This window comes from Acinetobacter dispersus, from assembly GCF_009884975.1.
Classification (GTDB): domain Bacteria; phylum Pseudomonadota; class Gammaproteobacteria; order Pseudomonadales; family Moraxellaceae; genus Acinetobacter; species Acinetobacter dispersus.
On sequence record NZ_CP041970.1, the window covers coordinates 1,294,299 to 1,310,209 of the forward strand.

A 15,911-nucleotide genomic window follows, 5' to 3' on the forward strand; every position below is an offset into this window, starting at 1 on the left:
GCTTCTAGAGAACCAGCTATGTCAGCATATACGATAATCTTTGCACCGATCACACAATCAACTCGCTCTGAACAAGTGGTTGAACGTTTAGAGAATGCGATTATCTCAGGACTGCTCAAAAGTCAGGAGCAGCTTCCCAATGAAGCTGACTTAGCGCGTTTAATGGGTGTTTCACCGATTACAGTGCGTGAAGCTTTAACAACTTTACGCGTCAAAGGTCTAATTGATACACGACGCGGCCGCAATGGTGGCAGCTTTATTTGTGAATTACCTGCTGATTTACGTTTAAGCCTGCATCCATTGCGTCAGGCATCGACAGAGTATCTCGCTGATTTAGGTGAGTTTCATAGTGCGATTTTAAGTCATAGTGCTTATTTGGCGTCCCAGAGAACCACAGAAGCTGATCTTGATAAAATTAGCACATTGATTGAACAGTTTACTCAGGCCCATGAGGCAGATATACGTGCTCAACTGGATTTGCGTTGCTTACTCAGCTTGACTTCATTTGCACAGTCCGCACGGCTGGCAAATCAAGAACTCGCGTTACAAGCAGAATGGGCCCCACTTATTGCTGTTTTGTACCAAGATGATGACTTTCATCAAGCTGTGGTAGGCCAATACCACAAAATTTTGTCATCATTTACTCAAGGAAATGGCGATGAAGCCGTTTTGCAAACGAGAAAAATCATTTCCATGCAAACCGATCAAATGCTGCAATATAAATTATCGATCAATTAAAAAATAATAAAAGGATAATCAAGGCATTGATCGCAAGAATATGGAATTTTAGGAGTTATAAGGAATGACCCAACTTGCATATATAGAAGAGCTTCAGCAGCTGCTTCAACAAATAACAGATGAAACAACTTCTCTGGCAGAGATACTCGCAGATAAAACAAGTCAGATTCTATCTAAACATAAGGCTGGAAAAACCAAGGACATTAAGCTTTCTACAACAGAGCGTAAAGAGCTCCAACAGGAAATAAAAGCAGCTCTGCATCAAAGCCAGTATTGTCAAGGTATGGGTTTCGCCAGTTATAGCGCTGCAACGAGCACTGAACAGGAATACTGGACATTAGAATGGTGGTATAAAAAAGAAAATCAATTACAGCAAGCACAACTCGAAAACTACCAAAACGCGCAACGTTTTTTAGATTTCCGGACATTTGAATGGTTCCATCAACCTGCCGAGAATAAACAACCCTGTTTCTACGGCCCCTACGTCGATTACATCTGTAACGGCGCTTATACCATTACGATGGCCCATCCAGTCATGATTCGAGACCAGTTTATTGGCGTTATTGCGATTGATGTGCTGGTCTCTGCACTGGAGAAAGTGCTGCTTCCCAAGCTTAAAAATATCCAGCAAAAAGCGGTTATCACCAATAATACTGCTCGAGTCATTACCTCAAATGATATCAGTATCAGGACTGGGACATTATTGAAGAACTTAACCGATAAATATACAAGTTCTGTTACCAGTCAGTCGTTAAGGTTGGTCGTGATTTAGTACTCACTTGTTCTAAATTAAACGCTTAACCATCTCTTTCGCATAAGTTTTTTCTTTTTGGCTTGTCAAAAAAATAAGCCAAGGGAGTTTTTTGCCTAAAAATTACAAGTTTTTCTGGATAGAAAAGCGCAATAAATCAGGTTGAAGGAATATGGAACAAGAATCTGCCTCTCTTAAAAAGCTTTCATTGTGGCAAGTCACTGTGATCGGTATTGCCTACATGACCCCCATGACCGTATTTGATACCTTTGGCATTGTTTCAGGAATCACCCACGGCCATGTTCCGCTGGCTTATTTATTAGCACTGACCACAATGCTATTAACTGCATTTAGCTATGCACGATTTAGTAAACATTCAGAAAAAGCAGGTTCTGCCTATACCTACACCACTGAAAGTATTGGTCCTAAAAGTGGTCTGTTCGTCGGTTGGTGTACCTTACTTGATTATTTATTATTGCCTTTAATTAACGTTTTACTTGCAGCCATTTATTTAACTGCCCTCATTCCCAGTGTTCCCTATTGGTTTTGGGTGGTCATATCTGCTGGTTTAGTCACTTTAGTCAATTGCTTCCGTATTCGTTTACTCGCGAACATCAGCCTGATTTTTGTATTCGCCCCTATTATCCTGATGATTATTTTTGTGTATTTAGTCATTCAAGGGATTGGAAATACGCAAGGTTATGAATATGTACTGACTTTAAATCCTTTGTGGACTGGTCCGCAGGAGTTATTGCCTCTGGTTGCAGGCGCCTCTGTACTCTGTTTTTCTTTTTTGGGTTTTGATGCAGTTACAACCCTCTCCAATGAAACCAAGAATCCCACCAAAACGATTCCTTATGCTGTCCTTCTCACCACACTTTTTGGCGGCATGATCTTCTTTACCGCATCATGGTTCATTCAACTGTACTATCCAACCAATGCCCGTTTTCACCATCCATCTGAGGCACTTCCAGAAATCGTACTGTATGTCGGTGGTGCTTTATTCCAGTCGATTTTCTTATGCGGGCAAATTATGAATACCGTGGCCTCAGGACTCGCATCACATGCCAGTGCATCTCGACTACTCTATATCATGGGCAAAGATAATATTTTCCCCAGAAAGTACTTTGGAACACTTCATGCGGCTTTAGGTACACCATTTTTCTCGGTATTATTTGTCGGATTTATCTCATTAAGCGCTATTTTCTTAAATCTTGCGCAAGTAATCAGCCTGATTAGTTTTGGTGCACTGGTTGCGTTTACCGCGGTCAACTTCTCGGTATTCATCAAGTTTTATGTCAAAGAAAAGCAGCGTTTAGGATTTAAAAATAAGTTTTTTAATCTCTTTTTACCTCTTATTTCTGTGATCAGTATTCTGTGTCTCTGGATCAATCTAGACTCATCGGCCTTAAAATTTGGAAGCTGTTGGCTGGCTATTGGTCTGCTGATATTTATTTACAAGTTGATGAAAAAGCAAAATATGACTCTAACTAACACCTGTTAAATTGTTTATCAATATCAACTGAATCAGCTATTTGCCCCTTGTGTAAAGGGGCAAATAAGCGCATTTAGAAATTGGCCAACTCAAATGTTTAGCTCAATCCTCTTATACTGCAAACGTGTATTCGTAGATTAAAAAATCTAGAATGGGTAATGCGGTGCTTGTGCCTGAATCGTCATCCACTGCCATTGGGTAAACTCATCAGCATTTGCAGGTCCACCAATCCGTGTACCATTGCCTGATGCTCCAAATCCACCGAATGGATTCACTGTTTCATCATTTACCGTTTGATCATTAATATGTAATAAACCAACATTTAGTTGTTGTCCAAGTTGCATAGCACGGCCAACATTGGCAGTAATAATGCCCGCCGAAAGCCCATAATCGCCTTCATTTGCAAGTTCAATTGCCTGTTCATCGGTGCTAAAAGGAATCAAGACTGCCACTGGACCGAAGATTTCTTCAGTAAAAATCGGATTGTCTTGCTTTACATCTGCCAATACCGTTGGCTCAAAGAAAACCCCTTTCGCCTGCCCACCGACTTCCAGTTTTGCACCATGCGCAATCGCATCTTTAACCAGTTGCTCGACACGTTGCGATTGTTTGGCATTAATCAGTGGACCAATCGTGACATCACTTTGCAAAGGATTACCCACGACAAAATTTTTGACCTTTTCAATGACACGTTGTTTGACTTGATGATAGATATTTTCCTGAATCAAGATTTTTCCAGATGTCATACAAATTTGACCTGAATGCAAAAACGCACCCCAAGCAATATTCTCAGCAGCCAGTTCAATGTCTGCATCATCTAAAATAATCAAAGAGTTCTTACCGCCTAACTCGAGTGATACTTTTTTCAGTGTTTTAGCTGCATTGGCACCCACAATACGACCAACATGAGTGGAGCCAGTAAATTGGATGCTGGCAATATTTTTGTCCAATGTTAGTGCTTCACCAACTTCTGCACCACCAGGTAAAACGTGTAATAGTCCCTGTGGTAAACCCGCCAATTCAAAAATTCGGGCAATTGCATAACCACTACAGACCGCAGTGCGCTCATCGGGCTTAAGCACAACTGCATTTCCCAGTGCTAATGCAGGCGCAACCGCACGTAGTGCAAGATATAATGGAAAATTAAACGGCGAAATCACTCCAACGACACCTAGAGGAACACGTCTTGCTAAACTTAATTTACCTTGAGAAGTCGGCAATAATGTGCCCTGATCAGCCGCAGGTAATCCAATACAATGCTTTAATACCTGTATCGAAATATTAACCTCAAAACCTGCTTTTAATTGTAGAGAACCGCTTTCTTTTACCAACCATTCAATAATTTCAGCTTGATGCTCCGTCAAAATCTGAACTGCGCGTTCGAACACCACCTGACGTTCTTGATAACTCAGCGCCCACCATTGCTTTTGTGCAAGCTTTGCTTGTTGCGCAGCATCTGCAATATCTGCTGCTGAGGCATAGCCGATCTGGCCTAATGACTCGCCCGTTGCAACTTCAACCACTTGATAACCGTTCTTGGCGGATTGCCATGTACCACGAAATAATTTTTGATCCCAAATTTCTTTTGTTAAAATAGACATCATGACCTCATTGTATTTTCTTAACCAATACATTCAATTTAGGCATCTTGTTTTCCTAAAATGAGATGAACGCTTCTTACTAATAGTGCTCTGTGTTTATTCACACTGAACGATATTTTAAGTTTCATCATGTGCTGATATTGAATGGGAAGCTGTTGTCTTTTTTTGACTAAACGGTATTTGTTATTAGAGCTGACAGGAAAGCATAAATAAGCCAAGTCATTGAAATATCGGCTTCATTCTGCGTTTGGTTTAATCTGATGCTCTGCCTGAAAAGCTTGATAGGTCCTCCGTTCAGCAGATTCTTCTGCTAAAGGTGCCACCTCTATCATCGTGTTTAAACAACGCTGCGCCAAGTAAATATATTCTTGGGTCCCTTTGATTTTCCATGCGCGTTCTTGTTCTGATAAATCTCGCACAACTTTTGCTGGACTGCCCATTGCCAATACATTGGCAGGAATTTTATCTTTGGTTTTCACCAGACTATTTGCACCAATAATGGTATTTTCACCAATTTCAGCATAATCCAGTATCACACTATTCATGCCAATCAAGGCATTTTGACCAATACGACAACCATGCAACGTCGTAGCATGGCCAATATGCCCCATTTCTTCAACGAGAGTTATACTTTGCGGAAAACCATGAATGATGCAACTGTCTTGTACATTGGCATTCTGTTTGATATGAATGCGACCAAAATCAGCCCGCAGTGAAGCAAAAGGTCCAATATAAACACCTGCCTCAATAATCACATCGCCAATCAACACCGCTGTAGGATGTACAAATGCACTGGGATGAACGACTGGAATCACACCATCAATACTGTAACAAGGCATCATTCACTCTCTCATTATTTTGGTTCAAACCACCAAAACGGCGCCAAAAATGTGCCGTTGCATTTGGCATAGGTCCTTCTGATGTTGCAGCAACCGACAAGAAATAGTCATCTGCAGCCTCAAATACCTTCTTATAAATATTCATGGATAAAGTACGTGCATTGACTGCTGGCCAATCTGCTGACAACAATTCTAAGGGCAAAGCAGGATCTTTCAGTAAAATTCGACGATAGTAATGAATCAGTAAGGTTCGGATCTGAAAAGCTTGAATCGGTTCAATGCTCTCATCGTCCTGCATTAAAATCACGCCAATCTCCCGAAACATATCTAGAAATTGCAGATAGCGTTGTCGTAACTCATCAATCGGCCAATTGGTCTCTAACATGCGAGCGATAGTTTCAGTTGAATTATTAAATAACTGTAAGGTCTCTGCCTTAAACACCACCACCTGTTCACTCATGTTCAAATCAATTAATAGCTTTTGTAATTGCAGTCGATTAAAGCCTGGATAAGCCATAAGATTGGTTGAAATATTGGCAAAACCTAACCATTCCAACTCTTTCTTTAAAAATGCTTTATTGTCAGTATCCAGACTCGACATTAGAATCAGATCCCAAGAGTGATCCCATTCCTTCATCTGATCATTATAAATCCGTTGCTCTGCTTGCAAGTATTTTGCTCGACTGGCATCGGTAATCCGATAAAAGCTGGTTCTACCAATTTTATCTGAACCTAACCAATCACTTTTCACTAGACGGAAAACTGAAGTCCTTACAGCACGATCATTAAAATCAAAAAGCTCCATTAGCTGAATCAAGCTTGCAAGGCTGATGTTGCCTCCTCGATGCAGGACTGAATCTCCAAAAATAGTAGAAATCAGCGAAGTTCCGCTTAAAGTCTCATTCTTAATAATCGAATCAATAATTTGCTGTAATTTTACACTCATACCCATGTCTTAGCGTTTAAGATTCAGGATATAGATTCTATACCCTGAATGATCATAATGTTAAGCAATCTGACGCATATCGATTACCCGTTTTGCTTTACCTTCAGAGCGAGGCAAAGTCAGTTCATTCACTACTTCCACCGTGACTGAAATCCCAATCATGGTTTTAATCCGTTGCATCAGCTGCTTAGCCAGTTGCTGTGCTTGCTGATCACAGTTATGACACATTTCTGTACGTATGTGCAAAGTATCCATATGCCCTTTCTTCGCAACCAGAATTTCGTAATTCGGCACTAGACTTGGCACTTGAAGAATTTGTTCTTCAATTTGAGTTGGAAATACATTTACCCCACGAATAATCAGCATATCATCACTACGTCCTACAATCTTGTCCATACGACGCATCGCCATGTTCTGACCTGCCAATAAACGAGTCAAATCGCGGGTACGATAGCGGATAATCGGCAAACCTTCTTTGGTAATGGTAGTGAATACCAGTTCGCCCAATTCACCATCCTTACACACTTCACCTGTTTCAGGATTAATGATCTCAGGATAAAAGTGATCTTCCCAAATGGTTAAGCCTTCACCTTCATTCAGGCACTGCATCGCAACGCCCGGCCCCATGATCTCAGATAAACCATAAATATCTAATGCCTTGATATTCAAACGCTCTTCGATTTCACGACGTAACTCATTTGTCCAAGGTTCAGCACCAAAAATACCGACTTTTAAAGAAGTATTCCGTGCACTACCCAACTGTTGCTCTAGTTTTTCAATAATGCTCACACAGTATGATGGCGTCACCATAATCGCTGTCGGTTTAAAGTCCTGAATCAGTTGAACCTGTTTTTCGGTTTGACCACCAGACATCGGAATCACGGTTGCACCTAAGCGTTCTGCACCATAATGCGCACCTAAACCACCAGTAAATAAACCATAACCATAGGCAACCTGAATCATATCCTTGGCACTTAGACCTGCCATACGTAAGCAACGCGCCACGATATCCGACCAAGTATGAATATCTTTTTGGGTATATCCAACTACGGTGGGTTTGCCTGTTGTCCCAGAAGAAGCATGTAAACGGACAATTTGTTCCTGCGGCACAGCAAACATACCAAACGGATAGTTATCTCTTAGATCCTGTTTGGTGGTAAATGGAAACTTTGCGAGATCATCCAATGTCACAAAGTCATCGGGATGTACACCAGCATCATCGAACTTTTTCTTGTACACCGGGCTATTGGCATAGACATAGGTCAATGTTTCCTTTAACCGTTTGGTTTGAAGTGCTCGCAACTCCGCTAGCGTCATTTTTTCTACATTATCTATAATTTGGCTATCCACTGCCGTATCTCCTATGTCGTTATTACACGAGAACCATCTACATTAATTTAAATTTTCTAAAATAAGGGCCACACCTTGGCCGACACCAACACACATGGTGCACAGTGCATATTGACCACCACGTCTTTTTAATTCTCTGGTGGCGGTAATCACCAAACGAGTTCCGCTCATACCCAGTGGATGTCCAAGGGCAATCGCACCACCATTCGGATTAACACGTGCATCATCATCTTTTAAACCCAACTCACGCATACAGGCCAAAGACTGAGCTGCAAATGCCTCGTTCAGCTCAATCACATCCATTTGATCTAAGCGAAGACCTGTTTGTTTTAAAAGTTTCTGAACTGCTGGCACGGGCCCAATGCCCATATATTTTGGCTCAACACCTGCACTTGCAATCGCGACCACACGTGCCAAAGGTTTTAATCCGTGGCTATCAGCAAACTGACGATTGGTCAATAACACACATGCCGAACCATCATTGACACCAGAAGCATTGCCCGCAGTGACTGAACCACCCTCTTTACGGAATGGGGCTTTGAGTTTTGCCAAACCCTCTAGGCTAGTCTCTGCTCGTGGATGCTCATCTTGACTAAAAATAGTGATGTTCTTTTTACGATCGACCAGTTCAACGGGCAAGATTTCATCTGTAAAAAAACCATTTTGTTGCGCCACTGCCACTTTTTGTTGACTACGAATCGCAAACTCATCCTGATCTTTTCGGCTAATCTGGTATTTCTCAGCCACATTCTCAGCCGTTTCCGGCATGCTGTCGGTGCCATATTCGGCTTTCATCTTTTTATTAACAAAACGCCAGCCAATCGTGGTATCAAATATTTCCGGACTGCGTCCAAATGCTTCTGTTGGCTTGGCTTGAACAAAGGGCGCTCGGCTCATTGACTCCACGCCACCTGCCAGTACAAATTGAGACTCGCCAGATTTAATTGAGCGTGCTGCCAAACCGACTGCATCTAAACCAGATGCACATAAACGGTTCACTGTGATTGCAGGAACAGCTTCAGGTAAACCAGCCAATAAGGTTGCCATACGCGCCACATTACGGTTATCTTCACCCGCTTGATTGGCGCACCCTAAAAACACTTCATCCAATTCTTGCCAAGGTAAATCAGCATGCTTTTCTTTTAAATATTTAATCGGCAATGCCGCAAGATCATCAGTACGCACTGAACTTAATGCACCTGCATAGCGACCAATTGGGGTACGAATAAAATCGCAAATTAAAACGTCTTCCATTTTGACTCCTGTCTATGCAAAGGCTTTTAAATCTTTTGAATAATCAGCGCGAATACACTGCTGCTTCGCCACGTATTGTTTGAGATAAAGACTTGCACGATATTTTTCTTCGCCATAGATCGCATATAAATTGTTAAGTGTTGCCAAGACGTATTCAGCGCCCAATTGCATCATCCATTGATACGGCCCTTTAGGATAGTTCACTCCATATTTCATGGCATTATCAATATCTTCCATACTCGCAACACCATGCAGACTTGCTTCACAGGCTTCATTAATCAGCAAAACAATCGTACGCAAGGTTAATAGTGCTGGATGATCACTGATCCAAAGTACCTTGATCTGGGATTGGACAAAGAAATCCTCAACAGTTGCAAGATCATCCGCTTGGCAAAGATGGTTATGGCTAAGAACCACCGCCTGTGCCTGTTCAAAATGATGATGCCAATCCATCAATACCGTTTTACGACTTGGATAATCGATATTGGCAGATTCTCCATGACTTAGACGCAAATCAACATCATCAATTTGGATGATATTTTCATTGCTTGCTAAAGCACGACTTAAGCCCAGACGTTCTAATAAATGCGGACATTGCGCCCATGTACCTTTGACTTGAACATCAGCATGAAAAGACGGCGCAGTAATAAGCTGAGGCTGAAAAGTCGCATACTGATTTTTTTCATCATAGCGATAAAAGCCTTGCTTTGATTTACGTCCCCATGTACCAGCATCAACCAATTCTTTCTGAATCAGGCTTGGACGATAACGCGGTTCATAAAAGAAGGCTTCATAAACACTTTGAGTGACTGAGAAATTAACATCTTGCCCAATTAAATCAGTTAACTCACACGGTCCCATCGCAAAACCACCGCACTGCTTTAGGGCATAGTCGAGCTGGTCATAGGTTGTGACCTGTTCTTGCAAGGCTCGAAATGCTTCTGCATAAAACGGACGGGCAATACGATTGACAATAAATCCAGGCGTTGACTTGGTTAAGACAGGAATTTTGTTCCAAGCCAGCATGAGCGTTCTTAATGACTGACATAAAACTTCCGTTGTTTTTAAACCTTGTACAATTTCGACCAGCTTCATCACAGGTGCAGGATTAAAGAAATGCAGTCCAACCACTCGCTCAGGATGTGGAACAGCAGATGCAATTGCTGTCACTGAAATAGATGAGGTATTGGTGGCTAAAATAGTTTGGTCATTACAAATCGTCGCCAGCTGCTTAAACAAAGATTGTTTCACTTCCAGCTTTTCAACCACCGCTTCTATCACTAAATCGACACTTGCCAATGCTTCGATTTGATCAGCAATGGTCAAACGTGAAAGTGCTTGCTGTGCCTGCTCAGAGGTTAGCTTGCCTTTTTCTGTCAACTTCGCGAAGGTCTGATGCAATCCATCAACCGCCTGCTGGCTCTTTTCACGATCGAGATCGTAGAGAATAGTCGAATGACCATTGACGATCGCCAATTGAGCAATACCGATCCCCATTGTTCCAGAGCCAATCACGGCAATTTTAGCTTGAGACAAATCTAGATTCATCATGCTTAGCGCCCCTGAAAGTCAGGCTCACGCTTATTCATGAAAGCTTGCACACCTTCACGATAATCTTCTGAACGCCCTGCGATACGTTGTAAATCTCGCTCCAAGAACATCTGTTCATCAAAGCTGTTATTGCTGGATTGGTGGATGGCTTTTTTAATCAGTGACAGACCAAAGGTAGGCTGTTTGGCTAAACGTTCTGCCAGTTCAGTGACTTTTGATTTCAGCTCAGTATCTTCAGCAACATCCCAAATCATGCCCCATTCTTTTGCAGTTTCCGCAGGAAGTTTATCTCCCAGCAAAGCTAGACCCATTGCACGGGCTTGACCTACAGCACGTGGCAGAAACCAGGTTCCACCTGAGTCTGGTACCAAACCTAAACGACAAAATGCCTGTACAAAATTGGCAGATTTCGCTGCGACAACCAAATCACAAGCTAAAGCGATATTTGCACCTGCACCAGCTGCCACGCCATTTACCGCACAGATCACAGGCTTGGGCATATTGACAATCATTTTGATCAGCGGATTATAGTAGGTTTCAATCGAGTAACCTAAATCAGGCGCAGCAGCATTTGGATCAACCACACGATCGCCAAGATCTTGCCCTGCGCAGAAACCACGGCCTTCACCACTAATCACGACACAGCGAATATCTTGGTTTTTACTCCAAAAGCCCAAGACCTCAGCGACTTCACGGTGCATATCCACGTTAAAACTATTCAGTGCCTTTGGTCGATTAAAGGTTAAATAACCAACAGCATTCTTTTCTTCTACAATAATATTTTGATAGTCCATCATTCACCTCTAAATACAGGCTTTCTTTTTTCAAAGAATGCGTTAATTCCTTCTTTTCGATCGTTTGTTGCCGCCAACCAAACAAAATTCTGGCGTTCAAGCTTTAATCCCTGACTCAGTGTTGTTTCATGAATACTTTTGATCGATTGTTTAATTACCCGAATCGCCAAGGGTGCTTGTTGAGCAATTTTCTTGGCTAATTGAATGGCATATTCCACAGTTAATGCTGTAGGGACTACTTCACTGCAAATACCGTGTTGCTCTGCCTGTTGTGCCGAAAGCATTTCACCTGTCATCGCCCAGCGCATGGTCAATTGTTGCCCGACTAAGCGTGCTAAACGTTGTGTGCCGCCAGCACCTGGTAACATGCCTAAACCAATTTCTGGCAAGGCGAATTTGGCATTTTCACCACACAGTACGATATCTGTGTGTAAAACCAGTTCAAATCCCGCACCCAAGGCATAACCATTCACAGCTGCAATAATCGGTTTACTAAACGCATCGATCTTCTGCCATAGTTTTGGACGGATATCGAGTTGCAAGGCCACTGAATCCATTTCTGCTAACTCAGCAAGATCAGCACCTGCTGCAAAACAATATTGATTGCCTGTTAGAACAATGGCTTTGACTCTGGCATTGTGTTCTGCCTCTTCGAGCAATTCGCATAAATATTGCAAGGTCGCATTATTTAAAGCATTCCGTTTTTCAGCACGATTGAGGGTTAATAGCATTACACCATCAATTGTTACTTCGGCTTTGATCAGCTCTTGCATAACCACCTCTACTCATCAAAACTCAAACGGACATTTGAGCCTTTAGGTAAAGTTTGGCAGCTCAACACATAGCCTTTTTCGACTTCATCATCTTCAAGACTGTAGTTCAAGAACATATCAACATCACCAGAGAGCACCTTACAACGACAGGTCGCACACACGCCGCCTTTACATGCATAAGGTAAATCTGCACCTGCACGTAATGCTGCATCTAAAATGCTTTCATCGTCTTGAGACACTGACACGATCAGTTCACGACCATCCAGTACAATATTGACTTGTTCTTCCTTACGATTCGCATCGGCATCGACTGCTCGTTTACGGACATGACCGGTATTAAAACGTTCAGTATGAATCTTGTCTTTGCTTAAACCATAGGTCGGTAACAGGCTTTCGACTGTGTCCATCATTCCATCTGGGCCACAGGCAAAAACATGATCAAAATTGCTTTCTAATACGTCATGATCAAACAATTGCTTTAATTTTGTTTCATCTATTCGACCATTCATCAACTCACTTTCGTTGAATTCACGGGAAAAAATATTGATCAACTGGAAGCGTTCTTTAAATTGATCTTTCAAATCCATAATTTGCTCAGCAAACATGGTCTGTTTCCATGAACGATTACCATAGAGCAAGGTAAAATTCGATGTCGATTGTTCAAACAAAACCTGTTTAATAATCGACAAAATTGGGGTAATACCACTGCCTGCAGCAACACCTAAAAATGCTTGACCGCCCGATCTGGCTGCTTTTTGGAAAAAACACCCTGTGGTGGCATCACATCAAGAACATCGCCGACTTTTAGATAGTCATTGGCCCAATTTGAGAATTGACCTTGATCCATCTTTTTTACTGCAATACTGATATCTTCTTTCGGTGCATAACTACAGATCGAATAGCAACGACGAATCTCACCTGCCTCAGTTAAATGGCGAATCGTTAAATGTTGACCTGGCTGAAATTTAAATTGTTCTTGTTGCTCAGGCACAAGATCAAACGCAATACAAATGGCCTGATCTGTCTGAGGTGTAATACTTTTTACTTTTAAGGGAATAAATTGGCTCATGGCTGATTTCCTTATCTAAAACTTTAAATACATTTAAAATAATCAAAGGGCTCAAGACAGTCCTGACATTTGTACAAGGCCTTACACGCGGTCGAACTAAACTCCGTGAGCAGCTTGGTATTTCGACTTTTACACCGCGGACACACCACACCATCTTTTAAATGAACATGTGTTCCACACTGATGTGCTAAACCCTCTGGCGGCGCGATACCATAGTCTTGTAACTTCTTCTTGCCTATTTCAGACATCCAGTCGGTTGTCCATGCTTCAGATAAATCAACAATCACCTTTGCGGGAGTGAGGTCTTCTGCTGCCAACGCCTCGACAATCTGCGCTTTTAATAAATCAGTTGCAGGACAGCCACTATAGGTAGGTGTTAATCGAACAATAATTTCTTGCTGATCATTCAGTTCCACTCCACGAATCATGCCCAAATCCACTACAGATAAAGCAGGAATCTCAGGATCACTGACCGTTTGCAGAACATCCCAACACTGATCGATACAATGACGTATCATTTGCATGGCTCAACTCCTTGTCTTACCAAGTCATTTCAGGATAAGTGCGTTGAATGGCCTGCATTTCAGCCAACAAATATCCTAAATGTTCCGTATGTAGACCCTGTTTGGCACCACGGCGATAAGCACCATTTACAGGAACTGTCAGCTCAAATCGTTTTAATTCTTCAGCAATTGTCTTGTCCCATTGTGCTTTTTCATCAGACAAGTCACTGATTAAACCCTGCTCAACCAGTACATATTCTTCAGCCGTCAACTCAAACAACTCTGCACTAAAACGCCACAAGCTATCTAATGCGACCTGTACACGCTGATGTGCTTCTGCTGTACTTAAGCTCAGACGCTCCATCCAGCTGGTTGAAAAGCGAATGTGGTATTTCACTTCTTTTAATGATTTCATTGCCAACGCAGCAATCTCGGCTACTGCACTTTTGCTTAAAGATGTCATTAATAACAAGTGATAATGATCCATTAACCATTGGCGCACGATGGTTTGAGCAAAATCACCGTTTGGCTGTTCACAAATCAATAAATTGAGAAATTCACGTTCTGAACGGAAGTAAGCCAATTGATCTTCATCACGCTGTGCCTCTTCATATTGCCCAGCTAAGGTTAAAAAGTTTCTCGATTGCCCAAGCAGATCCAGACCAATATTTGCCAAGGCAATATCAATCTCTAGCTCTGGTGCATGACCACACCATTCCGCTAAACGCTGCGCAAATACCAACTGGCTATCGCCAATATGTAATAAGAACTTAGATAAAATAGGATTATTCATTTCCATACTCCCTTACATATGCTCGATGCCATCAGGAATATGATAGAACGTAGGATGACGATAAACTTTGTCTAGCGCTGGTTCGAAAAATTCAGCTTTTTCATCTGGCTGTGATGACTTAATCAATTCAGAACGAACCACCCAAATACTAATTCCCTCATTACGACGGGTGTACACATCGCGTGCATGTTGCAATGCAATTTCATCATCAGATGCTCTTAAGCTACCAACATGACGATGACTTAGACCTTGTTTGCTACGAATAAATACTTCGTAAAGCGACCAGTTATTTTTATCTTCCATTTTGATGTCCTCAATTTTGTCCATAAATTTTGCTTAAGCGACTTGCGTTACGGCTTGCTGCTTTTTCGCGTAGATAACAGCTGCATCTCGAACCCATTTACCGTTTTCCCAAGCTTTGCGTCGTGCTTCTATACGCTCGTGGTTACATGGACCTCGACCCGCAATAACTTCATTGAATTCGTGCCAATTGATTTCACCGTGGATATAACGTCCCGCTTCTTCATCCCACTTCAAATCAGGATCTGGAACGTCTAAACCAAGCTGCAAAATTTGCGGAACCGTGTTATCGACAAACTTTTGACGTAAATCATCATTACTGAATCGTTTAACTTTCCAAGCCAAACTTTGCGCGCTGTTTGGAGAATGCTCATCGCTTGGCCCAAACATCATCAGTGCTGGCCACCAAAAGCGATTTACAGCGTCTTGTGCCATTTGTTTTTGTTCAGGTGTTCCAGCGGCTAGTACCATCATGGCTTCAAAACCTTGACGTTGATGAAAGCTTTCCTCTTTACAGATACGTACCATGGCACGTGCATATGGACCATAAGAGGTACGGCACAACGCTACCTGATTCACAATCGCAGCACCATCTACCAACCAGCCAATCGCAGCTACATCGGCCCAAGTCACCGTCGGATAATTGAAAATTGATGAATATTTCATTTTTCCATCAATCAGTTTTTCCATCATGTCATCACGGTCAGCACCTAATGTTTCTGCTGCACTGTAGAGGTAAAGTCCGTGCCCTGCTTCATCTTGAACTTTTGCGAGTAAAACCGCTTTACGCTTTAAAGTCGGTGCACGCGTAATCCAGTTTCCTTCAGGCAACATGCCAACAATTTCAGAATGACCGTGTTGCCCAATTTGGCGAATCAAAGTTTTACGATAGGCATCTGGCATTTCATCTTTCGCTTCTATCGTGATGTCATTGGCAATATTTTGCTCAAATTTCTGATACTTATTTTCCATTTGTGTCTTCCCTTTAGGTCTCACCCTTAAATCCATTTTTCGATACATTAAAAATAAAGTCAATAACATTTTATGTATCATATTTAAACTTCTCTAAAAAATAGAGATATGACATTGTTTTTGTTAACTATATTTAAATAATAAAAATCAACATGCTTTCTTTTTTATAAAATATAGTTGAC

15 protein-coding genes and 1 pseudogene are annotated in these 15,911 nt (G+C 41.8%); 3 read left to right on the top strand and 13 right to left on the bottom strand.

Annotation, left to right across the window (positions count from 1 at the left end):
* Window positions 1-18 precede the first annotated feature (18 nt).
* The 3 genes from FPL17_RS05845 (at window position 19) to FPL17_RS05855 (ending at window position 2,993) form a co-directional block, all read left to right on the top strand.
* Complete coding sequence (locus tag FPL17_RS05845; protein WP_151717140.1) at window positions 19-738, top strand: FadR/GntR family transcriptional regulator; 720 nt, start codon at window positions 19-21, stop codon at window positions 736-738.
* Window positions 739-802: 64 nt separating this feature from the next.
* Window positions 803-1,510 carry a PDC sensor domain-containing protein gene (locus FPL17_RS05850; protein ID WP_151717141.1) on the top strand — a complete coding sequence of 236 codons (708 nt, stop codon included), beginning with the start codon at window positions 803-805 and terminating at the stop codon, window positions 1,508-1,510.
* Window positions 1,511-1,661: 151 nt separating this feature from the next.
* Window positions 1,662-2,993, top strand: coding sequence for an APC family permease (locus tag FPL17_RS05855; RefSeq protein ID WP_151717142.1), 1,332 nt, complete (start codon window positions 1,662-1,664; stop codon window positions 2,991-2,993).
* A 137-nt stretch (window positions 2,994-3,130) separates the two neighbouring features.
* On the opposite strand, the gene FPL17_RS05860 is transcribed toward FPL17_RS05855, so the two are convergent.
* The 13 genes and pseudogenes from FPL17_RS05860 to paaA form a co-directional block, all read right to left on the bottom strand.
* Window positions 3,131-4,585, bottom strand: a complete 1,455-nt coding sequence (locus FPL17_RS05860; RefSeq protein WP_151717143.1) for a benzaldehyde dehydrogenase — start codon at window positions 4,583-4,585, stop codon at window positions 3,131-3,133.
* Window positions 4,586-4,821: 236 nt separating this feature from the next.
* Complete coding sequence (locus FPL17_RS05865) at window positions 4,822-5,424, bottom strand: DapH/DapD/GlmU-related protein (protein WP_151717152.1); 603 nt, start codon at window positions 5,422-5,424, stop codon at window positions 4,822-4,824.
* Window positions 5,405-6,376 (bottom strand): PaaX family transcriptional regulator, encoded by a 972-nt coding sequence (locus tag FPL17_RS05870; protein WP_151717144.1) that lies wholly within the window; start codon window positions 6,374-6,376, stop codon window positions 5,405-5,407. Before FPL17_RS05870 ends, FPL17_RS05865 begins: the two co-directional genes overlap by 20 nt.
* Window positions 6,377-6,430: 54 nt before the next feature.
* Entirely contained in the window at window positions 6,431-7,720 is a 1,290-nt protein-coding gene (gene paaK / locus FPL17_RS05875; protein WP_151717145.1) for a phenylacetate--CoA ligase PaaK, read from the bottom strand.
* Window positions 7,721-7,762: 42 nt separating this feature from the next.
* Window positions 7,763-8,974 carry a 3-oxoadipyl-CoA thiolase gene (gene pcaF / locus FPL17_RS05880; RefSeq protein ID WP_159883909.1) on the bottom strand — a complete coding sequence of 404 codons (1,212 nt, stop codon included), beginning with the start codon at window positions 8,972-8,974 and terminating at the stop codon, window positions 7,763-7,765.
* A gap of 12 nt (window positions 8,975-8,986) precedes the next feature.
* On the bottom strand, window positions 8,987-10,525 hold the full coding sequence (locus FPL17_RS05885) for a 3-hydroxyacyl-CoA dehydrogenase (protein WP_159883911.1): 1,539 nt from the start codon (window positions 10,523-10,525) through the stop codon (window positions 8,987-8,989).
* Window positions 10,526-10,527: 2 nt separating this feature from the next.
* On the bottom strand, window positions 10,528-11,319 hold the full coding sequence (gene paaG / locus FPL17_RS05890; RefSeq protein ID WP_159886805.1) for a 2-(1,2-epoxy-1,2-dihydrophenyl)acetyl-CoA isomerase PaaG: 792 nt from the start codon (window positions 11,317-11,319) through the stop codon (window positions 10,528-10,530).
* On the bottom strand, window positions 11,319-12,092 hold the full coding sequence (locus FPL17_RS05895) for an enoyl-CoA hydratase-related protein (RefSeq protein WP_159883913.1): 774 nt from the start codon (window positions 12,090-12,092) through the stop codon (window positions 11,319-11,321). Before FPL17_RS05895 ends, paaG begins: the two co-directional genes overlap by 1 nt.
* Window positions 12,093-12,100: 8 nt before the next feature.
* Window positions 12,101-13,161, bottom strand: a pseudogene (locus FPL17_RS05900) (2Fe-2S iron-sulfur cluster-binding protein).
* Between the two features lie 23 nt (window positions 13,162-13,184).
* Window positions 13,185-13,685 carry a 1,2-phenylacetyl-CoA epoxidase subunit PaaD gene (paaD, locus tag FPL17_RS05905; RefSeq protein WP_005188886.1) on the bottom strand — a complete coding sequence of 167 codons (501 nt, stop codon included), beginning with the start codon at window positions 13,683-13,685 and terminating at the stop codon, window positions 13,185-13,187.
* 16 nt (window positions 13,686-13,701) lie between these two features.
* Entirely contained in the window at window positions 13,702-14,457 is a 756-nt protein-coding gene (paaC, locus tag FPL17_RS05910; protein ID WP_159883915.1) for a 1,2-phenylacetyl-CoA epoxidase subunit PaaC, read from the bottom strand.
* 12 nt (window positions 14,458-14,469) lie between these two features.
* Window positions 14,470-14,760 (bottom strand): 1,2-phenylacetyl-CoA epoxidase subunit PaaB, encoded by a 291-nt coding sequence (gene paaB / locus FPL17_RS05915; RefSeq protein ID WP_005188892.1) that lies wholly within the window; start codon window positions 14,758-14,760, stop codon window positions 14,470-14,472.
* A gap of 33 nt (window positions 14,761-14,793) precedes the next feature.
* The gene (paaA, locus tag FPL17_RS05920; protein WP_005188895.1) at window positions 14,794-15,729 is read right to left on the bottom strand and encodes a 1,2-phenylacetyl-CoA epoxidase subunit PaaA; all 936 of its coding nucleotides are present in this window, start codon (window positions 15,727-15,729) and stop codon (window positions 14,794-14,796) included.
* Window positions 15,730-15,911 lie beyond the last annotated feature (182 nt).